General features: G+C 50.2%; 17 protein-coding genes, 10 tRNA genes and 1 pseudogene. 6 read left to right on the top strand and 22 right to left on the bottom strand.

The window, feature by feature from the left end; all coding sequences use genetic code 11:
- Positions 1–146 precede the first annotated feature (146 nt).
- Together ACJJIZ_RS10095 and ACJJIZ_RS10090 are read left to right on the top strand one after the other, a co-directional pair.
- Positions 147–662, top strand: a complete 516-nt coding sequence (locus ACJJIZ_RS10095) for a hypothetical protein (protein ID WP_444916046.1) — start codon at positions 147–149, stop codon at positions 660–662.
- A gap of 318 nt (positions 663–980) precedes the next feature.
- Positions 981–1232 carry a hypothetical protein gene (locus ACJJIZ_RS10090; protein WP_444896630.1) on the top strand — a complete coding sequence of 84 codons (252 nt, stop codon included), beginning with the start codon at positions 981–983 and terminating at the stop codon, positions 1230–1232.
- Between the two features lie 128 nt (positions 1233–1360).
- On the opposite strand, the gene ACJJIZ_RS10085 is transcribed toward ACJJIZ_RS10090, so the two are convergent.
- A tRNA-Ser gene (locus tag ACJJIZ_RS10085) sits at positions 1361–1448 on the bottom strand.
- 515 nt (positions 1449–1963) lie between these two features.
- On the opposite strand from ACJJIZ_RS10085, the pseudogene ACJJIZ_RS10080 reads away from it, so the two are divergent.
- Positions 1964–3102: pseudogene (locus ACJJIZ_RS10080) on the top strand (IS3 family transposase).
- A 462-nt stretch (positions 3103–3564) separates the two neighbouring features.
- Here the strand turns inward: ACJJIZ_RS10080 and ACJJIZ_RS10075 are convergent.
- Positions 3565–3652 (bottom strand) — tRNA-Ser (locus ACJJIZ_RS10075).
- An 889-nt stretch (positions 3653–4541) separates the two neighbouring features.
- Between ACJJIZ_RS10075 and ACJJIZ_RS10070 the strand changes: the two genes are divergently transcribed.
- On the top strand, positions 4542–5939 hold the full coding sequence (locus tag ACJJIZ_RS10070) for an adenylate/guanylate cyclase domain-containing protein (RefSeq protein WP_282933535.1): 1398 nt from the start codon (positions 4542–4544) through the stop codon (positions 5937–5939).
- 29 nt (positions 5940–5968) lie between these two features.
- Here ACJJIZ_RS10070 and cyoD read toward each other — a convergent pair whose 3' ends face one another.
- The 19 genes from cyoD to msrB form a co-directional block, all read right to left on the bottom strand.
- Complete coding sequence (gene cyoD / locus ACJJIZ_RS10065; protein WP_444912603.1) at positions 5969–6289, bottom strand: cytochrome o ubiquinol oxidase subunit IV; 321 nt, start codon at positions 6287–6289, stop codon at positions 5969–5971.
- On the bottom strand, positions 6282–6908 hold the full coding sequence (locus tag ACJJIZ_RS10060) for a cytochrome c oxidase subunit 3 (protein ID WP_444916045.1): 627 nt from the start codon (positions 6906–6908) through the stop codon (positions 6282–6284). Before ACJJIZ_RS10060 ends, cyoD begins: the two co-directional genes overlap by 8 nt.
- Positions 6909–8984 (bottom strand): cbb3-type cytochrome c oxidase subunit I, encoded by a 2076-nt coding sequence (locus ACJJIZ_RS10055; RefSeq protein WP_413665088.1) that lies wholly within the window; start codon positions 8982–8984, stop codon positions 6909–6911.
- Entirely contained in the window at positions 8981–9946 is a 966-nt protein-coding gene (locus ACJJIZ_RS10050; RefSeq protein ID WP_444916044.1) for a cytochrome c oxidase subunit II, read from the bottom strand. Before ACJJIZ_RS10050 ends, ACJJIZ_RS10055 begins: the two co-directional genes overlap by 4 nt.
- Positions 9947–10201: 255 nt before the next feature.
- Positions 10202–10783, bottom strand: coding sequence for a hypothetical protein (locus ACJJIZ_RS10045; RefSeq protein WP_444916043.1), 582 nt, complete (start codon positions 10781–10783; stop codon positions 10202–10204).
- A gap of 34 nt (positions 10784–10817) precedes the next feature.
- A complete protein-coding gene (locus tag ACJJIZ_RS10040; RefSeq protein WP_444916042.1) occupies positions 10818–12350 on the bottom strand; it encodes a DcaP family trimeric outer membrane transporter in 1533 nt (510 codons plus the stop codon).
- 179 nt (positions 12351–12529) lie between these two features.
- The gene (queF, locus tag ACJJIZ_RS10035; protein WP_444916041.1) at positions 12530–13360 is read right to left on the bottom strand and encodes an NADPH-dependent 7-cyano-7-deazaguanine reductase QueF; all 831 of its coding nucleotides are present in this window, start codon (positions 13358–13360) and stop codon (positions 12530–12532) included.
- 7 nt (positions 13361–13367) lie between these two features.
- On the bottom strand, positions 13368–14141 hold the full coding sequence (locus tag ACJJIZ_RS10030; RefSeq protein WP_444916040.1) for an ABC transporter permease: 774 nt from the start codon (positions 14139–14141) through the stop codon (positions 13368–13370).
- The gene (locus tag ACJJIZ_RS10025) at positions 14138–15073 is read right to left on the bottom strand and encodes an ABC transporter ATP-binding protein (protein WP_282933543.1); all 936 of its coding nucleotides are present in this window, start codon (positions 15071–15073) and stop codon (positions 14138–14140) included. Before ACJJIZ_RS10025 ends, ACJJIZ_RS10030 begins: the two co-directional genes overlap by 4 nt.
- A 203-nt stretch (positions 15074–15276) precedes the next feature.
- Positions 15277–15352 (bottom strand) — tRNA-Gly (locus ACJJIZ_RS10020).
- Between the two features lie 33 nt (positions 15353–15385).
- Positions 15386–15461, bottom strand: a tRNA-Glu gene (locus ACJJIZ_RS10015).
- Positions 15462–15579: 118 nt separating this feature from the next.
- Positions 15580–15655 (bottom strand) — tRNA-Gly (locus tag ACJJIZ_RS10010).
- Between the two features lie 33 nt (positions 15656–15688).
- Positions 15689–15764 (bottom strand) — tRNA-Glu (locus ACJJIZ_RS10005).
- A 118-nt stretch (positions 15765–15882) separates the two neighbouring features.
- Positions 15883–15958, bottom strand: a tRNA-Gly gene (locus tag ACJJIZ_RS10000).
- Position 15959: 1 nt separating this feature from the next.
- Positions 15960–16035 (bottom strand) — tRNA-Glu (locus tag ACJJIZ_RS09995).
- A 118-nt stretch (positions 16036–16153) separates the two neighbouring features.
- A tRNA-Gly gene (locus ACJJIZ_RS09990) sits at positions 16154–16229 on the bottom strand.
- Position 16230: 1 nt separating this feature from the next.
- Positions 16231–16306 (bottom strand) — tRNA-Glu (locus ACJJIZ_RS09985).
- Positions 16307–16465: 159 nt separating this feature from the next.
- Positions 16466–17242: a DUF1499 domain-containing protein gene (locus ACJJIZ_RS09980; RefSeq protein ID WP_282933544.1), complete on the bottom strand. Its 777-nt coding sequence runs from the start codon at positions 17240–17242 to the stop codon at positions 16466–16468.
- Complete coding sequence (msrB, locus tag ACJJIZ_RS09975; protein WP_413665066.1) at positions 17239–17655, bottom strand: peptide-methionine (R)-S-oxide reductase MsrB; 417 nt, start codon at positions 17653–17655, stop codon at positions 17239–17241. Before msrB ends, ACJJIZ_RS09980 begins: the two co-directional genes overlap by 4 nt.
- A gap of 186 nt (positions 17656–17841) precedes the next feature.
- Here msrB and ACJJIZ_RS09970 point away from each other — a divergent pair, with 186 nt between their 5' ends.
- Both ACJJIZ_RS09970 and ACJJIZ_RS09965 read left to right on the top strand, forming a co-directional pair.
- Complete coding sequence (locus ACJJIZ_RS09970; protein WP_108732567.1) at positions 17842–19056, top strand: pyridoxal phosphate-dependent aminotransferase; 1215 nt, start codon at positions 17842–17844, stop codon at positions 19054–19056.
- Positions 19056–19457 carry a hypothetical protein gene (locus ACJJIZ_RS09965; protein ID WP_444916039.1) on the top strand — a complete coding sequence of 134 codons (402 nt, stop codon included), beginning with the start codon at positions 19056–19058 and terminating at the stop codon, positions 19455–19457. The genes ACJJIZ_RS09970 and ACJJIZ_RS09965 overlap by 1 nt, the downstream gene beginning before the upstream one ends.
- A 34-nt stretch (positions 19458–19491) precedes the next feature.
- On the opposite strand, the gene ACJJIZ_RS09960 is transcribed toward ACJJIZ_RS09965, so the two are convergent.
- A complete protein-coding gene (locus tag ACJJIZ_RS09960) occupies positions 19492–20433 on the bottom strand; it encodes a class I SAM-dependent methyltransferase (protein WP_444894414.1) in 942 nt (313 codons plus the stop codon).
- Positions 20434–20435 lie beyond the last annotated feature (2 nt).

Genomic DNA, 20435 nt, shown 5'->3' with positions numbered 1-20435 from the left:
AGATACAGTTTAGCCATTAACAGTAGTGCAAAATATAGACAGAAAACCTATCATTCCATGTCTAATAGGATGTCGGTTTCACACGATACCTTCAGCACTAACCCTTGTACCCATCCTCACAAAACCTATATCTGGCTACAGTAAGAATGTTCTCAAAGTTATTTAAAAAGAGTAAACCACGAGTCTATCTGGATAAAATGATTGTCGTCTCACAGAATGAATTTAGCAAGATTGGTGCTTGGGGGGCTTTTAAGGGCGAAGATTTAGAGGCGGGCATTCGTCATAGGCTGGTAGAAATTTTCTCCTTACCACATATATCGAGTCGAATAGAACCTAAATCCAATGATTTAGCACTAGAGGTTGTAGTCTTAAAAGTAAGAGGGGGTGAGTTTGACACCGCATACTTTGGAGAATTTGGTGCAATGCCTGTATTCTGGCGACCAAAGATTGAAGTCGCAGCTCGACTCTATTACGCCGACTCCAATAAAACACACTCCTCTTATAGGGCTCGAGAGAAAATGCCATGGAGAGAATATTTTTCAGGAGTATTCAGCCTAAGAGGGATGCTCAGATATAGGCCTGTTTTTGGAGCAAAAGAGCTAGAACCTATTCTCTATAGAGCATGTGAAAAACTGCTTGCCAGTATGGTGAAGTCAGTATGAAATACTGTAAATTTAGGCAATCCGCTACTACTTACGGACTTATTTTTTCCTGCGATAGAGATATCACAGCCCTAAGACAGGATATTAAAGTAACCAGGACTTTTGAGAGTTATCGAGAGGGTGATTTTTAAGTATAGCCAGATTTGCAGATAAGCTACTAGACTGAAGGGGCTTATCAACCCCATACCCTTTCGAACTTAATAATAATATTAAAAGACCCACTTGAACTGGCCTTGAAGTAACAATTAGGCACGGCTTGTGAAGGGTACTGCACTAAATCGTATACTTAACAATAACCTTAACTTTCTGGTGATTGTAATGCTCAAAATCAAAGAAGCCGCCGCTTTTATCCTAGTCGCGTCCCTGATGGGGTGCTCCTCAGATACTCCAGAGGATCCCAAGCCCACCACACCGGTCGGTTCAGACAAGGATGCCCACGGGTGTATAAACTCAGCCGGCTACCTTTGGTGTAGTAAAACTAAAGAATGCGAACGACCATGGGAACTTGCAGAGAAGGCTGGCTTTGCTAACACTCCCAGCAATTTTGATGAGTATTGCGGTAATAAATAGGGTCTCTGCCTAGCAGCCTCCTCCGTCTATAGCAGAAAGCAGTGACAGCTAAGGTCTTTGATACTCAAGACTAAAGAACAAAAGCTTCAGAAATAAAAAAGCCCGGCATAAGCCGGGCTTTTAGAAGATGGCGGTGAGGGAGGGATTCGAACCCTCGATGCCTTTCGACATACACACTTTCCAGGCGTGCTCCTTCGACCACTCGGACACCTCACCAAATTGTCACCCTTCGCGAGGGCTCTCCGCCTTAAAGCGGCCTCTCCTTCCAGCAAAACCCTTAAGTAAATCAATAGGATAGCTGTTATATCGTCGAGAGAGTGCGCACTTTACCCAAATGTCGAAGAAAATTCCAGTGGAATCTGGGATGAATGTGTCCTTACCTTTTTCTTGGTGCTCATGCTCAGCTACTAGCGGCTTCCCTGGGGGGCTACATAAACCATTGGAGGGCACCCTAAGTATCTCCCACACCACCGCCAAACTGCCAACTTTGTTTGGAAATAGCTTTGCGCCCGTCCCTGTTAGGGTTTGTTTATTGCGTTATAGCTGATTGATACCGGCAGTGTAACTCTCACTTATATGACCGACGGCACAAACTTCCAACAAGCCACTCTAAGTGAAAGAAAAAATAGGAAGTAGAGAAGATTGTTGAATAAGAAGTTTTTACTCAGTGTAGTGGTCTAATCCTTCCGGACACTTCGCTAAGATGGTAAAACTACCAGGCGAGGTGAAGTATGACAACAAAAGGTACACGTCGGCATTTCAAGCCGGAATTTAAGAAAGACGCCGTAGCGCTAGTCTCTGAGCAAGGGTATTCAATTTCTAAAGCAGCAGAGGCTGTAGGAACAACAGCCAATAACCTGCGACGCTGGATAAAGGAACAGAAGCAGGAAGAAGACGGTGTGAGGTTGGATGTAGGCGAGCGCGCAGAATTAGAGCGATTACGACGTGAAAATAAGCAGTTGCGGATGGAGAAAGAAATCCTAAAAAAGGCCAGCGCCTTCTTTGCGAAAGAAATGAAATAAAGTACAGCTTTATTGAAAAACAGCAAGGCAGCTTTCCTGTTAGGGTGCTCTGCCGGGTAATGCAGGTAAGTAAGACTAGTTATTACGATTGGTGTTGCCGTGGTAATAGCTCAATAGATGCTCAAACATGGCAACTATGCCATCGTTTGAAGGCCCTATTTGCAGAATCTAGACAGAGTCTCGGAAGTCGTCGGTTAATGAAGCTGTTACGTAAAGAAGGCTTTGAAGTCGGGCGCTATCGAGTCCGCAAGCTCATGAAAAAGCTAGGCTTGGCAGTAAAGCGCAAGAAGCGATTTACACTGACGACAGACAGTAAACATCACCTGCCTGTCGCAGAGAACCTTCTGAATAGGGAGTTCTCACCGAGTGCTAAAAATCAAGTTTGGACGACTGATATTACATATATTTGGACTTCGCAGGGCTGACTGTACTTGGCGGTAGTGATTGATCTCTATTCGCGCCGGATTGTTGGTTGGCATCTAGATCGCAAGATGGAAACGGCCCTGATAACTCGTGCGTTGATGATGGCTGTCAATTTGCGTACGCCCCCAAAAGGTCTCCTGCATCACTCTGATCGTGGCAGTCAGTATGCCAGCCATACCTACCAAATGTTATTGAGTCAGCAGGGGATGGTGTGTTCAATGAGCCGTAAGGGAAATTGTTGGGACAACGCACCGACTGAACGTTTCTTCAGCAGCCTGAAGCGGGAGTGGTTAACGGGAAACCTCTATCCGACAAGGGAGGATGCGGTAGCAGATGTAAGAGCCTATATTGCTTATTACAACTCACGCAGAATACATACAACACTGGGAGATCTAGCCCCTATCGAATTTGAGGAATGTGCTTAAAGAAGTGTCCGGCTGGAGTTGACCACAACACAGCAGGTACAAATTTTATTTAGATAATTTGCCTCAATGAGAGCCAAAATATAAATATGTATGACTTTAACCCAAAAAAGTAGACAGTGGAGCTGCAGGCAGAAGCAAGGAGAAGAGCTAACTCGCAGTTAAAATTCCCTCAAAACCAACTTAGCCCACAATTTAGACAGCAGGGATAATAGCAACAAAAATGAGGATCTATATAAAATACTACAGCAGAATGAGTAAAGAGGCCTTTGTGTACCCCCTTAAATCTAACAGCCCGTCAATTATAAACGCAGTAGTATTTGGCAAACCCTTCTAAGGTGAGATCCCCCCTTAGCAAAGCCCAAAAATCTCTGGGCTGACGAGTAGAATCGCCAAAAAAGACATAGAGAAACCAATCGAAAGGCAGAAACAAAAAAGCCCGGCATAAGCCGGGCTTTTAGAAGATGGCGGTGAGGGAGGGATTCGAACCCTCGATGCCTTGCGACATACACACTTTCCAGGCGTGCTCCTTCGACCACTCGGACACCTCACCAAATTGTCACCCTTCGCGAGGGCTCTCCGCCTTGTAGCGGTCTCTCTCTTCAGCGAAATCTTCAAGGAAATCAGGAAGATAGCTGCTGTGTCGTCGAGAGAGCGCGCACTTTACCCAAATGTTCCTTGTTGTGCAAGCACTAATGCGAAAAAAGTCTCTCTGGCTGTTAAAACGGGGCATCATGAGGGAGCTCAGACTATCCGCTACAAGTCACCACGGCTATTTGCCCCCTCAAATGAGCCCCTCAGCTATCGCAGGTTTGGTGGCTAGACTCTGTGAGTCGATTGATCCAGGCTCTATATTAGTCCGACCAGCATTAGTTTTCCGGCCTGCTCTGCCCCTTCAGTTCTCCAATATATGGGCTGTACAACTTATGTAACCCCTTGACTCAAAGGTGAATATAAGCCCGGCTTTATCTGAGGCCGATACCCAGCCCCTTAAAGCAGTTATAGGAAAACTTGCCTTTTGCTGACACCCCCCTTTTCCCTTCACCTGGTACAAGTCGCCCGGATTCCTGAGCTCAGATTGATCTAGGTTAATAATGTCGGAAAAGCACCCTGTCATAATCCTTGGCCTGCTGTAGAGTCAGTGGTCGCTATCTATATAAACCTTGATACGCAAAGCCCTAAGGTACCCTCCCTGCCTAAACTGCAAATCTGCCATGAAAATTGGGAGGTTCTGAGGCTGGAGGTGCGGTAATATCACTGGCAACAACAACGAGAAAAATATCACTTGCATGCACAGTTTTTTCGCATTCTGTTCCTCGGAAGAGTAAACTGCGCTGCTGGAGTCACGGCGTGGCTATACGGTGGATGGGGAAATCGGAGCCACCCTATCGCCAACGCGCAAGGTGTTCACTTTCTGCTCAAACGGACAAAGAACAACACAAATGCAGGACCAGCTTGAGGAGAGCACGGGGCGGAATGTTAACCCTCGCTACTCCACCTATTTTCGCACCCTGATTTTATTTGCCGCTGCCGGTACCCTGGCAAACGCGGTGAATTGGGATGCGCCATGGCAATCAGACAAGCTGGTTATTACCGGATCTGCTCTTTTCATCATTGCTTATACCGCTCTCGCCCAATTTATCCTCTACAAAACTGGCGATAAAAAAGCACTGAAAACCCGCCGCTGCCTTTCTTTCCTGGATACAGTACTGATCGGCATCACCATATCCTTGGCAGACTTCAGCATGCTGCCCTCGCTGCTGCTGGTTACCATGGTCCAGCTGAATGCCCTCACTGGGGGCGGCGGCGGTCGCGCTTGGTTTGAGCACAATACCGGCTTATTGGTTGGGGTCGTTATCGGGTACCTGATGCACGAACCATCCCTACTGGTGAGCGCTGACCTCACTATCAGCACCGTAAGCCTGATCTGTATTCTGGCCTATTTATGCGCCTATGCATTCTTTACCCACCGCCAGATTGGCCAGCTTAAGGAAGCCAATCACTCCCTGATGGTTGAGCAGCGCGTTAGCAAGGTTCGCTCCTACAAACTTTCCAAGTACTTGCCACAAAAGCTGTGGCGCTCTGTCACTACTGGGGATGAAGAAGCTCTGGTGACCCAGAGAAAGCTCCTCACCGTTTTCTTTTCTGACATCAAAGACTTCAGCCAGCTCACCGAGGAATTAGAGGCAGAGACCTTTACCCAGCTGCTCAATAATTACCTCTCTGAAATGGCACGCATCGCTGGGCAATACGGCGGCACTATCGATAAGTTTATCGGCGATGCGGTAATGGTTGTTTTTGGGGACGATGAGAGTAAAGGACCAAAGTCAGACGCTCTGCGCTGCGTAGCTATGGCCCTGGCGATGCGTAAACGCGTACGTGAAATGAAGCAGGAATGGTACAACAAAGGTATCTCGCGCCCCCTGCAGGTTCGTATGGGTATTAATACCGGCTACTGTACTGTCGGCATTTTTGGTACTGCCAACTACCAGTCTTACACGGTGATGGGTACCCACGTTAACCTCGCCTCTCGATTGGAAGGCGCCGCCCAGCCGGGAGAAATCCTGATTAGCCACGAGACCTGGGCCATGATCAAACACACAGTAATGTGCCGGGACAAAGGGCACATCACCGTAAAAGGTATTAGTACCCCGGTGAAGGTTTACCAGGTTACTGATCTGCGTAAGAACCTGGGTGGCCAGCAGAGTTACTTGGAGGAGCATGCCCCCGGATTCTCAATGCATTTAGACCTGGATAAAATCCGAAATTACGATAAAGAAAAGGTTTTACAGTCCCTGCAAAAAGCAGCATCCAACCTGAAGAGCAAAGTTATTATCTAATTTTATAAAAGGTGCGTAAGCGTAAAACGCTACATAGTTGTATGCATACGCACCGCCAGGTTCCCCATAATCCAGACTGTACCTAACACAATAATCAAAAGAATTAAGCTAGAGAAAAGGATTAACGCCAGGTTATCCCTCCGGTCCCGTTGGGTCGTTACGTTCAAGAAATATTTTAATTGCACTACCAGTTGCGCAACCCCCAGTAACGCAACGAGAATCAAGACACTTTTATTCTCCCTTCCGATCGTCAGCACTGCGGCAAAAGCCGCCAGAGTGAGCACAATAGACAGGATATAACCTGTGATATACAGCCGCAGGTGTTGTGCAAAAGTCGGTTCTTTAGCCATAGACCCAGCCACCGAAATAAACCACGGAAAAAATTCCGATCCAAATCAAATCGAGGAAATGCCAGAACAATGCCAGGCGCAGAAAGCGCAGCTTTACGACATCCCCCAATCCCATAGTGAAAACCTGAACGATCAAAACGATCATCCATAGACAGCCGAAAGTGACATGGAGACCGTGCAAGGGCACTAAACCAAAAAAGGCTGACAGGTAACCACTGCGCTGTGGCACCCCTCCCTTCTCGGCCATCCCGGCAAAGTCGTAAAGTTCCAACGCCAGGAAACCCATGCCCAGCAACAGGGTTATCACCACCCAAAATAGAAAGGCAGAGCGACTGCGTTCATGCTTAACAATAACTGTCGCAATACCCGCAGTGAGGCTGCTGGTTAGAAGAAGCATCGTTTGGGCGAACAAGCTGCCGAAATCAAAAAGCTCTTTCGGGCCCGGCCCTCCGGCGGTAGCGCCCACCATGGTGATATAAATCGCAAATACCACCCCAAAGAAAATCAGGTCGCTCATCATGAAGACCCAGAAGCCAAAGATCACCATATCGGGATCTCTGTGGATGGCTTCGTGGGGATTGATGCTGCCCGGGCTTTTCGGTGAAGAGACGGGATTCATTTAGATCTCCAGCTTCGCAAGGCCGACATTTCGCGGGGAATCTTCCAGGTCCCGGCTCACTGCCTCGCTCTTCTCGACCAAGGCCAACCAAGCTTCCGTATCCTTCTCTAACTGACTGGCAGGAATAATATATTCCGTTTCTTTGCGGAAGGTGGCCGCGATAACTGCAACCAAAATGGTTAATGCGGAGATCAGTGCAAGCCACCAGATGTACCAAACCAGGGCAAACATCAAAATTCCACTGACAACGCACAAAATAAATCCGAGAGGATTATTTTTAGGGAGCTCTATGTCTCGATAGACTTTAGGCCGCTTATAGGCTTCACCGTGCTCCTTAGCCTCAGTAAATGCATCCCGATCAGTAACCTTGGGTATTTCAACAAAGTTATAAGCCGGTACCGGAGCCGGAGAGTTCCATTCCAGGGAGCGTCCATCCCAAGGATCACCCACAGGAACCTGGGTTTTCTTTCGGTCTCTGATGCTTACGATAAATTGAATAACCAGCGAGATTAAGGCCGCCAGAACAATCATTGCGCCAATAAAAGCAACGATCATATAAGGCTTGAATGTGAGATCGGCATAGCTGAATGATCGTCTTGGCATCCCCAATAAGCCGGCGCCATAGAGCGGGAAGAATGTCACCATAAATCCTGCAAACCAGAGATAGGCTGAGCGTTTACCCCATTTATCATTAAGGCGGAAACCAAATGCTTTGGGGAACCAGTAGTTGTACCCTGCCAAAATTCCGAACAGCACGCCGGGAATCAGAACATTGTGGAAATGCGCCACCAAGAACAGTGTATTGTGCACTTGGAAATCGACAGTGGGGTTAGCCAGGATAACGCCGGAGAGGCCACCAATCACAAACAGGATTAAAAAGCCGATGGCATAAACCATTGGAGTGGTAAAGCGTATTCGCCCCCGATACATGGTCGCCATCCAGTCGTAAACTTTCACTCCGGTCGGCACCGCGATCAGCATAGTCGCTATACCAAAGGCAATATTGATCGTCGGGCTCTGCCCCATGGTAAAAAAGTGATGTAACCACACCGTAAAGGACAGGATCGCAATACACATGGTGGCAATCACCAGGGATTTATAGCCGTACAGGGTTTTGGCCGAATAGGTAGAAAAGACCTCGGAAAAAATCCCATAGGCTGGCAACACCAACAGATAGACCTCAGGGTGGCCAAAGAGCCAAAACAAATTGGCATAGTTCATCATATTTCCACCGAGGTCATTGGTGAAGAAGTGGAAATCCAGGTAGCGATCCAAGCCCAACATCAGTGCGGCAACGCTAAGGGGCGGCATTGCGAAAATCATTAGAATGGAGGCACAGAGTACGGTCCAACAAAATAGTGGCATACGGAATAGGTGCATTCCTGGACCACGGCATTTATACACGGTGACGGTGAAATTAATCCCCGTTAATGTCGTCCCCGCCCCAGAAAATACAATCGCCCATATCCAGTAGTCAGGCCCAACCCCAGGGCTAAAATCCGCCCCCGTATAAGGCGGATAAGCCGACCAACCCCCAGTAGAAAACTGCCCCACCACCAGAGAGACCATCAACAAAATACCAGAGGAAACTGTCACCGCCAGGCTGATTTGATTAAGTACCGGGAAGGCCACATCACGGGCACCAATTTGCAGCGGCATAGCGAAATTAATAAGGCCCACCAAAAACGGAACTGCCACAAAAAACACCATTATGGTGCCGTGTGTACTGAACAACTGGGCAAAGTGATCTGCATAGAGGAAGCCTTCCGGTGCGGCGGCTTGCTGAGCACGCATTACCATCCCCTCCAGCAACCCTCGAACCAACATCACGATCGCAAAAGCGATATACATAATGCCGATTCTTTTGTGGTCAGTGCTGGTCAACCAATCCCGCCAGAGTGTTCCCCAGACTTTAAACCAGGTCAATAAAAAGAGGATTCCCACTGTTGCCAGTATTACTATCGAGCCCGCCACACTGGCAACGGCTTCACTGACTGAGGGCCGCTCAAGAAACCCGCTAAATACAAGAGAATCCCAATTGAGCTTACCCAGCCAACCATAATCCAAATTGTTCATGGCTGCGCTCCCTCGGCATCATCCTCGCCCCGGCCGAATTTTCGGGTGCCGGGCTGCTCTTCTATGCTCAGCGGTTTACCGGAGTGATAACGCATTACTATTTCGTGAAAAAGGTCTGTGCCCGGCAAGTTAAAATACAGTGTATTTTCTGGCATCTTGCTATTTCCCAAGACTTTGTATGCTTGTTTTTTGGTGTTTCGCTGTGCCAGGCGGTTGTAATTTTCAGCGTTTAGGGCAACCCCTCCAGCTCGCACACCTTGGACCCAAGTCTCGAAGGATTCATCATTCACCACTCGGACGACAAATTTTTGATCAGCAAAACCATCGCCGGTATATTGGGTGTTCTCTCCCTCCGTCTCTCCCGTCTTGGATGCAATAAAATTAAGCTTTGTGGTCATTCCCGGCATCACATAAATCTGCCCTGCCAGTGCAGAAATAAAAAACGACTGCATTACCGTGTCGCTGGTTAATATCATTGAGACTGGAGTGTGTACTGGTACGACCAATTCACCGACTGTTGCAATATCCAGCTCCGGATAGATAAATAACCACTTCCAGTCGAGCCCTACCACCTGCACTTTTACCGGGGGGACAACGCCCTGTATTTCCTTGTAGGGATCTAGCCGCGCCGTTGCACGCCAGAGCATCACTGACAGCACAATTATGACCAGGAATGGCACACCCCACATAATTACTTCGAGCGGGCCATAGGTTTCCCATTTTGGCGCATAGAATCCATGACCTTTTTTTCTTCGGTATTTAAAGAGGATTACTGGCACCAAGATAAATACCGGGAGAACAGCGACCATGGTGAGTGCCATAGCCCAAAAGAAGTGTACTTTCTGCTCCTCTGCCACTGGTCCCAACGGCATCAAAAAGGTTTCAGAAGCACTGGCTGAATAGGGGATTAATAAAATTGAGAGAAAAACTGGCAGAATAAATAATAATCGTGGAGCATGCACATCAACACATCTCCAGTACCTTAGATACGCACGCCAAAAAACCACAGGGGCTTTTAGATTCCAATCCATGGTAAAGCCTACCGCCAAAAGTAGTTAGCCGGCATCTATTCCAGCTAACGCTTTGAATTCCCTTTCGAACCATTGAACGCGCACTCTTTGATAGGCCCATCAACGGTTTGTCTCACCAGAATAGCTGAATACAACAGTTTTATTGGCCTGGAGAAAGGTTCAATAAAAATCACGATAAATTAGCGGCTATAAAACGCCATTGCCAGACATAGTGCGAATCATCACCTCTACAAACTCGCGTAAATCTCTCTCATTGGGATGGCGCAGCTCCTCCCCTGAATACTTGTATAAAAAAGTATCCGACTGAACCGACCAATAAACTTCGTCACTAGGCGCCAAATATAGGCGTGTCTCCACAACAGCAACCTGGGAGTTGCGGATATTCGGGTTGATCCGTTTTAATGCCAACAATTGGGTAACCAATAAAGTGTCAAATCCTCTCTCCCGGAGTAAGGGTGTAATCTCCCCCATTGAGGGAACACCAGTTATTGCCCCCAGAGCACTCCAGGAATGCGCATCAATACCCGTATCCTGCAGTTGCATGACCCACTCCCTTTCTACCTGCCCACCGACTATCGGCCTCGGTACCAGGGTATATGCGAGTACCAGAGTTTTTCCTAAGCTTTGAATACCAATATATGGGGACTGCCATACCCGCGTAACCACGGTACTGGCTGAAGTCCATCCGAGCAGAAGAGAAATCACTGAAAGGCTGCATAACAACCGAATAACTCGTGCTTGAAATACCTTCTCTCGTTTGACTCGCATAAACCTGAACACCTCGTTTAAACACTTTACTTTTTTAAAACGCCATTCGGGTCGTAAATTGTGTCCGCACCAAAGAGCCCCTATCGCCATCTTTGTCTTTGCGAGCGCCGTATAGCACCTCGATTCCAGTCAACCAACGGGGAAAGGGTAACCAGACAATATTGATACTGCGGTATTGGGTTGCTTTGTAGGCCTCACCGGGTTGGAAGTCCAAATTATCCTGCCTTACCCTGCCGTAGGTCGCTACGGTATATAGGCAAGGAGTCCACCAGTGCTGGTACCCCAGATACCAGGCTGTAGTGTTTAGTGCCTCTACGGAGTTATCAAAAAAATCATAAGCTGCATCTGGTGGCGCGTCATTAAGTAGACCGCTATATCCCGCACCGAGGGACAAAGAGTAATAAAGAACATCCTTGGAAAGTACGCCGGGCATATTGAAAGTGCCGCTTAAATTTAATCCCCAGCCGGTAGTTGATACGGCTGAATCCGGATCGCCACTCGCGCGCAAATCCCTTAATACCAAACCCGCTTGTACCTGGGACCTAGGCAAGTCCGACTCCAGCGCAAATACCGCATCGGGCCAGCGTGCAACCTCGGTTGCATCCTCGAATATTTGTGAATCTGGCGCTTCAATAGCCACCTTAAAGTAATACTGTGGCCCGTACCTCTTAATCCATCGGACCATTGAATGGCGCAAGCCAAATGCCGAATTAGGCCCCTGGAAATCCAGGGTATTGGGGACCGCTTCCAAGTTCGCAAATGTTGACCACTGCTGCCCCACAAGAATACTGCCCCCCCATAGCGCATTGCTCACTTCTCCATAAGCTTTGCGCATACGGGGATTGGGAGTGGTAACACTGGAGTCCTGCAGGAAGTCCATCGAAATCAGGGTTTTAAATTCACGTCCCTCCCAGTGCTGCAGGGTCTCAAATACCAACCTGGAGGTCTGCACGGTAAATTCTGTCTGCCCGTCTGCTCCCTCTGCAGCCGTTTTGTCGAAAGTCACAATATCGGCAGGTACAAATTGTGCGGGGCTGATGATCGCGTCGGTATCATAATTGACATCCAAGTCCGCAAAGCCACTGATCTTCGCCTTCATGGTATTTCCCAACAAGGGAATGGAGCCAGGCCACTCCGTTGTCGCATTAGCAATCACATCTTCGATGTCACTGGGGTCAGGTACCGCCTGATCAGACTGGGCCCGCGGCGGGGGCAGCGAACCAGGTGGAACTTCCTGGCGTATTTCCTCGATCTGTCGCTGTAAATCATTCATGTCCTCCTTGCTCACCGGTGCTTCAACGGGCTGTACAGGAGTTACTTCCAGAGACGGTCGGGATGGTGGCGCCCGTTGCATTTGCTCAATTTGCCGACGCAGGGCTTCGAGGTCTGCCTGTTGTTTCTGAATCTGAGCCTGCTGCTCTTCCAGCTGCTGTTGCTGGGCCTCAATCACCCGTATCAGATCATCAGCTTTAACATAAACTTCTGCAGTGGAGGATTGGGAAAAAAGAAGTGGGGCAAAACCGATTACTACGGCAGGAATTACTGGGGACTGGGTATTAATCTCCATCTGTCAGCCTCAACTCCACCTCCTGTGGGGCGGCCAACACAACTACACTGTCGGTTTCCCCGGCCTATCTAGAAAGCGTAGCTTAAGAGTCCGCAGCGCCAACCCAGGTCGGCCTTAGGCAAAGAGTGATATTGAAGGGCCGTACCACCGGGGACTCCGGTGGCACTTAAGAAAGGAAATTACTGACGGGCAAAACGCGCAGGCATACGTTTCTCAATGCGAGTCGATCTCAGCGGATTAATATCCAAGCCGCCACGACGGGTATAGCGGGCACATACAGTTAACTCGGTAAATTCCGCCAACTGTTGCAAGTCGCAAAAGATACGCTCGACACAGTGCTCGTGAAAATCCTGGTGTTCGCGGAAGGAAACAATATAAGCCAACAGTGCCTCTCGCTTCAGTGCCGGCCCTTTATAGTCCACAACTACTGTCGCCCAATCCGGTTGTCCCGTTACCGGACAATTACTGCGCAGCAAGTGGCTATAAAGAACCTCACTCACATCTTCCTCACCGCCTTCGAGGGCGAGAAGTGCGGGGTCCGGCTCGTAATTATTCACTTCTATATCAAGATGATCCAGACAATAGCCCTCTGGTTTCTCAACTGCCAGCGCTGCATCTTCCACATCCATCAGGGTAACGCCGACATTTGCCCCCGCCGCTGCAGAGAGGTCTCGCACCAGGGCATCCTGTACCAATCTCCAGGATTCAAACTTGCTCTGGTTGAAAGAGTTTAAATACAGCTTGAAGGATTTTGACTCCACCATACAGGGGCTTTCTGCAGGAAAACTAAAACGAGCCACCGCCACCTGTGGTTTACCCCTGGGGTTCAACCAGGAAAGCTCAAAACCCCACCATTCGTCCTCTCCAAAGAAAGGCATTGCGCCGGCAGAGAGCCCCAACTGGGCTCGGGATACTGAGCGCTGAATTGGATGGAGCAACTCGGGGTTGTAAGTGGATTCGTAGGTGGTCTCCTGCCCCAGGGGGAGGTTTTGCCAGTCTTCTCTTGTCATAAATTTCTCAATGTCTCAGTCGCTTACCGTGGCTCATCAGATAAATGGCCCAGGATGCCAAAAGCGCAATAAATACCAGGACGCCAAAAAATGCCCCGGCAACATTAATATCGGAAACACCCAAAATGCCGTAACGGAAGGAGTTCACCATATAAAGAATGGGGTTCAATTTCGACAACCCCTGCCAAAAAGGCGACAGCAGGTCGATAGAGTAAAACACGCCTCCCAAGTATGTGAGGGGAGTTAATACAAAGGTCGGAATAATAGAGATAGCATCAAAACTATTGGCAAAAATAGCATTGATAAACCCGGCCAAGGAAAACAGCACCGCCGTCAAAAATACAATCGCTACCGTGACAAAGATGTGCTCTACCGTCAGCGAGGTAAAAAACATCGCTACGAGAGTCACTATCAACCCCACCATTAATCCCCGTGACACGCCACCGAGAACATAGCCCGCCATAATCACCCAGTTCGGCGTTGGCGAGACCAAAAGCTCCTCCACACTGCGCTGAAATTTAGCGCTGTAAAAAGACGAAACTACGTTGGCATAGGAGTTGGTAATCACCGACATCATGATCAAACCCGGCACAACAAACTCGATATACGGATAGCCCCCCATATCACCGATTCGCCGACCAATCAGGGAGCCAAAGATCACAAAATACAGTGACATAGTGATTACCGGCGGTACCAGGGTCTGTGGCCATATACGCATAAAGCGCCGGACTTCCCGACGGTAAATAGTGCTGAATGATATCCAGATTAATCTGCCCTTCACTCTTCTAGCCCCGACATTTTTTCTTCCGACAACATGGACAGGAACAATTCCTCCAAGCGATTGGCGCGATTGCGCATACTGGTGACTGTGATGCCCTGCCGCTGCAATGACGCAAATACCTCGGTCAGAGATTGTCCCTTTTCAATAGTGACTTCCAGTGAGTGATTGTCCCGCAAACGCCCTTCATAACCGGACAAGTCCGGGCACTCAGTGAAAAATTCCGCGCAATCCAAGATAAAGGTTTCCCGGTTCAGGGTTTTCAGCAGTGACTTTATTGAAGTGTTCTCGACAATAGTGCCCTTGTCGATTATCGCTATATTGCGACAGAGGCTCTCGGCTTCCTCCAGGTAGTGGGTGGTGAGGATAATTGTGGTGCCCTGCTGGTTTATTTTTTCCAGGAAACTCCACATGGAACGCCGCAGTTCTATATCCACTCCGGCTGTGGGTTCATCCAGAATCAGTAATTTCGGCTCGTGAATCAGCGCGCGGGCAATCATCAATCTGCGTTTCATACCACCGGAGAGCATGCGCGCCTGGGTAGCGCGCTTATCCCACAGCCCCAACTGCTTCAGGTATTTCTCAGTGCGTTCTTCAGCCAGTTTGCGCGGCATACCGTAAAAACCGCCCTGGGTAACGACAATGTCGAACACTTTCTCAAACTGGCTGAAGTTAAATTCTTGTGGCACAACACCTAACAGGCGCTTGGCCGCAGCAAAATCGACATCGATATCCTCACCAAAAATCGACACTGAACCACCGCTTTTACGCACCAGGGAACAGATGATACCGATGGTGGTAGACTTCCCCGCCCCATTGGGGCCCAGCAGCGCAAAGAAGTCTCCCGGCTGCACGTCAAAACTGATGCCTTTCAGGGCCTGGAAACCATTGTCGTAGGTTTTCTGTAAGTTATGGATCGATAGCGCAGCGCTCATCTTGCACTCCTATAGTGGGGAGCGTTATTCAACGCGCTTGCCCGAATAATTTCAACCTGAGGGGAGCTAGGGTTTTTCATACACGTCACTTGGTGGGACGAGCCGGAACTTGCAGGAGTCCTGGGCAAAAGTAACCGTGCAGAAGATAAGAATTACTATATCGGAAAAACAAAAAGCCGCTCGATTGAGCGGCTTTTTATTTTTGGAGCGGGAAACCGGGTTCGAACCGGCGACCTCAACCTTGGCAAGGTTGCGCTCTACCAACTGAGCTATTCCCGCAATTGACCCGGTAGCATTGCTACCGGGTCGTATTGGCATCCCCAAGGGGAGTCGAACCCCTGTTACCGCCGTGAAAGGGCGGTGTCCTAGGCCTCTAGACGATGGGGACAGAAACTTGCACTTCGACCTTGCGATCCGGTGCTGCCATGCTGTCCATGGCAATGCCACTGATTTCTCGGTGGCGTGCTCTCCGAGTTGACTAGAGATCATCTCGCAAAGCAGAAAATTGGAGCGGGAAACCGGGTTCGAACCGGCGACCTCAACCTTGGCAAGGTTGCGCTCTACCAACTGAGCTATTCCCGCAATTGACCCGGTAGCATTGCTACCGGGTCGTATTGGCATCCCCAAGGGGAGTCGAACCCCTGTTACCGCCGTGAAAGGGCGGTGTCCTAGGCCTCTAGACGATGGGGACAGAAACTTGCACTTCGACCTTGCGATCCGGTGCTGCCATGCTGTCCATGGCAATGCCACTGATTTCTCGGTGGCGTGCTCTCCGAGTTGACTAGAGATCATCTCGCAAAGCAGAAAATTGGAGCGGGAAACCGGGTTCGAACCGGCGACCTCAACCTTGGCAAGGTTGCGCTCTACCAACTGAGCTATTCCCGCGTGGCATCCCCAAGGGGAGTCGAACCCCTGTTACCGCCGTGAAAGGGCGGTGTCCTAGGCCTCTAGACGATGGGGACAGAAACTTGCACTTCGACCTTGCGATCCGGTGCTGCCATGCTGTCCATGGCAATGCCACTGATTTCTCGGTGGCGTGCTCTCCGAGTTGACTAGAGATCATCTCGCAAAGCAGAAAATTGGAGCGGGAAACCGGGTTCGAACCGGCGACCTCAACCTTGGCAAGGTTGCGCTCTACCAACTGAGCTATTCCCGCGTGGCATCCCCAAGGGGAGTCGAACCCCTGTTACCGCCGTGAAAGGGCGGTGTCCTAGGCCTCTAGACGATGGGGACCCAGAAACCTTCTGTCGTTTCGCTCCACCTTTGAGTGTAGCCCTGCGTCAGAAGTGGGGCGCATTCTATGGATCACCGCTAAACCTGTCAACACTCTTTTTGATTTTTTTTCTTTTGTTGTCAGACACTTACAAAACCCAGCCATTTCTGGAGTGCATTCTAGTACCGCTCTGTGCCGGTTCCCTCGAGCACCAGTGCGTGCAGGTGCAACTCTTCCAGAAATTGGCGGATACGCTTCGCATTGGTACCCAAGTCACTGACCCCGACTCGGGAGCTGGAACGCACATCGACTTTGGAGCCACCACCCACGTCAGCGCTGACCCGTACAACGATATCGTCCGTAAAACCGAGGATCGGTGTTTTCGCTACAGCCTCCAGGTGGCCCCGCTGAGGCTCATAGGAAACCACTTTCCAGCCCAGGTCTTCGGCCACTTCAGCAGCGATCTCAGTGGTACGAGCTATCGGGAAGTCCACGTGCAACGGCATTATATCGGCATATATATCCGCCTCCCGCTGCAATTCGGCCACCTTCTCTCCACCGTATTCGGCACTGTTATCGCCTTTCTGGCGCAACTTCAATACCTCTTGATACTGGGGGGGATTGCGGGTATCGGTACTGATGTCGTGAATTCTTGGCACATCGAAGTTGCCCTTGCCTACGGTTACCAGAGGTATTGCCACCGGCAGCAGTCCGAGCAACGCCGCCCACAGAGCATTGCTGCGCACCAACGGCTTGCTCTTGCTCACTCCCCAGACAAAAACAAACAGGCTCAGTAATGCAATTGCCAAGGCTGCACCGCCAGAAAACACAAATATTTTGAAAACCACAGAGAAGTGCAGCAACCCGTAACGCAAGGCGGCAGCCGCAAGGACGATCAGCAGTAACAGAATCCACTGCACCCGCAATAGCCAATTACTCCAGTGTGATTCCGTCACTCAGTGTCATCCTCCGTTTCATCACTGCCCTGGTCCAGCTTCACCGATAGAGAGTTCACACAGTAGCGAAGTCCCGTATCGGTGGGGCCATCGTCGAATACATGGCCGAGATGGGCATCGCACTTACTGCAGCGAATCTCTACACGCTGCATACCGTAGCTGCTGTCAGGCAGCTCCTTCACCGCACCTTCATAATGCTCTGCATCAAAGCTGGGCCAACCACAACCGCTCTCAAATTTTGACTGCGAGCCGAATAAAACCTCGCCACAGCAACGACAACGATAGACGCCATCGTCAAAAACATCCCAATATTCGCCGCTAAACGGCGCCTCTGTCCCACCTTCCCGGCAGACCTCAAACTCCTCATCTGTAAGCTTATCCCGCCAGTAGTTCTCATCCATCTGTTTTGACATACTCTAGTGTTTCCGTAATCAATTGGGGTTTCCGGTCAGGCGTCACTTTGTGGCAATGCCTATGTGTATCGGTTCCCGGTTTCCCGCAGGAGTGGTACCTACCGCTGGTGGACATTACCCGGTTTTCGCGCACTGAACTCGCGGCCCTGGGCCGCTCCTGCTCTGCAATAGAGCTTCCAGGTCACCATGAAGGACATCAATAAATCAGAAAAACTGCACGGCGTCTGCTACGAAATTCGCGGCCCCGTGATGGAGCAGGCCCAGCGCATGGAAGAGGAAGGCCACCGCATCCTCAAGCTGAATATTGGCAACCCTGCCCCCTTCGGTTTTAACGCCCCCGACGAGATTATCCAAGACGTCATTCACAATCTCTCTGAGGCACAGGGCTACGTCGAGTCCAAAGGGCTCTTCGCTGCGCGTAAGGCCATTATGCAAGAGTGCCAGACCCTGGGTATCCCGGGTGTCGAGATTAACGATATTTACCTGGGCAACGGCGTCTCCGAACTGATTTCCATGAGCACCCAGGCCCTTCTCAATAATGGCGACGAAATGCTGTTGCCAATGCCCAACTACCCCCTGTGGATGGCCGCCACCAACCTCACCGGTGCCAAGCCGGTTCTCTATCGCTGCGATGAGGAGTCCGGATGGCTGCCTGATATTGAGGATATCAAAGCAAAAATCACTTCAAAAACCCGCGGCATAGTGGTTATCAATCCCAATAACCCCACTGGCGCCGTTTATCCCCGGGAACTACTGGAGGATATTGTCGAGGTTGCCCGCAGTCACAACCTGGTGATCTTCGCCGATGAGATTTATAGCAAGATTCTCTACGACGATGCGGAATTTACCCCGATGGCCAAACTGGCCCCGGACGTGCTCTGCCTGAGTTTTAACGGCCTGTCCAAGTCCTACCGCCTAGCCGGCTTCCGCTCTGGCTGGATGGTTATCAGCGGCACCAAACACAGGGCCAAGGGCTTTATCCAGGGGATGGAAATACTCGCCTCTATGCGCCTGTGCGGCAATGTACCCGCCATGTTCGCAGTACAAACCGCTCTCGGTGGCTACCAGAGTATTAACGATTTGGTCCTGCCCGGCGGGCGCCTGCGCCAACAGCGAGATATGGCCCACCGCATGCTCAATGACATTCCCGGTGTGAGCTGTGTCAAACCTAGTGGTGCTATCTACTTGTTTCCCAAGCTGCATCTGGATCATCATAAGATCGAAAATGACGAGCAGCTGGTGCTGGATTTCCTGCGCCAGGAAAAAATACTACTGGCTCAAGGCAGTGCCTTCCACTGGGATGCACCAGACCACTTGCGCATTGTCTTCCTGCCCCGTGCCGACGACTTATCGCATGCGATGGAACGCCTGGGCGACTTTTTGGAGCGATATTCCTGCTGATGCTGGACGATTTACATATTCACGATTTTTACCGGGATGCCGGCAGGGTACTGCTGGCAATGTTTAATCAATTCCCGGTACCGGCAACCGTTTACGTGGAAGATATTTCCGGCCCCGACTCACCGGATGAGTACGGGCTGCACTCCCCCCGCTATTTAGCCTGCCTGGGGTCCATGACCTGGCTTAAGCAGAGTGGCTATATCAGCTTTTCCCAGCTGGTGCGCCAGGAGGCGATGGAGGATGCGGTATTAACCCACAAGGGCTTCCTGCTAATGATTAATGCCGGAGCTGAGTCCGGGCAGAGCAACGCCCAGTTGCTCAACAGCGCTGTGCGCGAGGGATCATCAAGCCAGTTACAGGCGCTGATGGAGCGCTTGATGCGGGAGTTTGCCGCGCTGTAAGGAGCCCCTTAATGCGCGGCATTGGCAATCGCCATTACTGGGATTGGCGACGATATTTAACGTGCAGCATTTTTAAGGCAGCATCCGGGTCCCGATCAGGGAAATCCGGGTTCTGCTCCAAGCGCGCTACAACTTCATAACCGCTGTCAGATCCGAGGATTAACTCCCTAAACTGGGCTTCGCTGTGCCGGGGCGAGTTGATCACCATCAGCAGATCCGCCTCAGCGGCGAGACAAGCGGGCAGCTGCCTCAGCAACTTTTCATAATTCTGGCTGACATCGAAGCGACCTTTTTGTCGTGTCGGCGGATCGACAATGCCCAGGTCAAAGGGACCGCGACGGTCGAAGCGCTTGAATTGACGCAGTGCATCGAATTGCAGGAACTGAACCCCTTTGAGGGACAGCCCATTAACTTCGTGATTTTCCCGTCCGCGATTTAAAACACCACGATTGACATCCACATTTACAATATCGATATCACCTGCCGCTCGCGCGACCGCAGAAAAAGCACAGGTGAAAGCGAAAAGATTGAGCATTTTTGCTGACGCCTGCCCAGCCCTTGCACGTACCTGCTCTTCAAGCCAGGCCCTGCCCGGCTCAATATCCAGGAAGAAACCCACATTTTGTCGATCAAACGTGAGGGGGAATTTAAGGTCTCCACGCTGCGCGACCGGGTCTGTTACCGGCTCCCCAAAGTGCCACTGCAAAGGTGCCCCAGGGAGATAGCGTCGCTGCGCAGCGACCCCCTGATAACCTCGCGCCTCAGCCATTTGCCAGAGTTTTTCACACAGCTCTACTTCACCTTCATATTCTTCAAAAAAAGTTACTAACAAAGCGGGGAAAAAGCTGTCGACGCAGACCTGCTCCAAGCCCTCATAACTGCGACCCCGGCCGTGAAAAAAACGGCGGCTGTCGCCAACATTCTGTCCTAGTTTATTTTCTACCTGCTCCAGCAGTAACTGCCAATCTGCACTCATCG

It is taken from the genome of Microbulbifer maximicatervae (SeqCode) (assembly GCF_052467225.1).
Note: the sequence above shows the minus strand (reverse complement) of the source record. Positions and strands in the feature narration are given on the sequence as shown.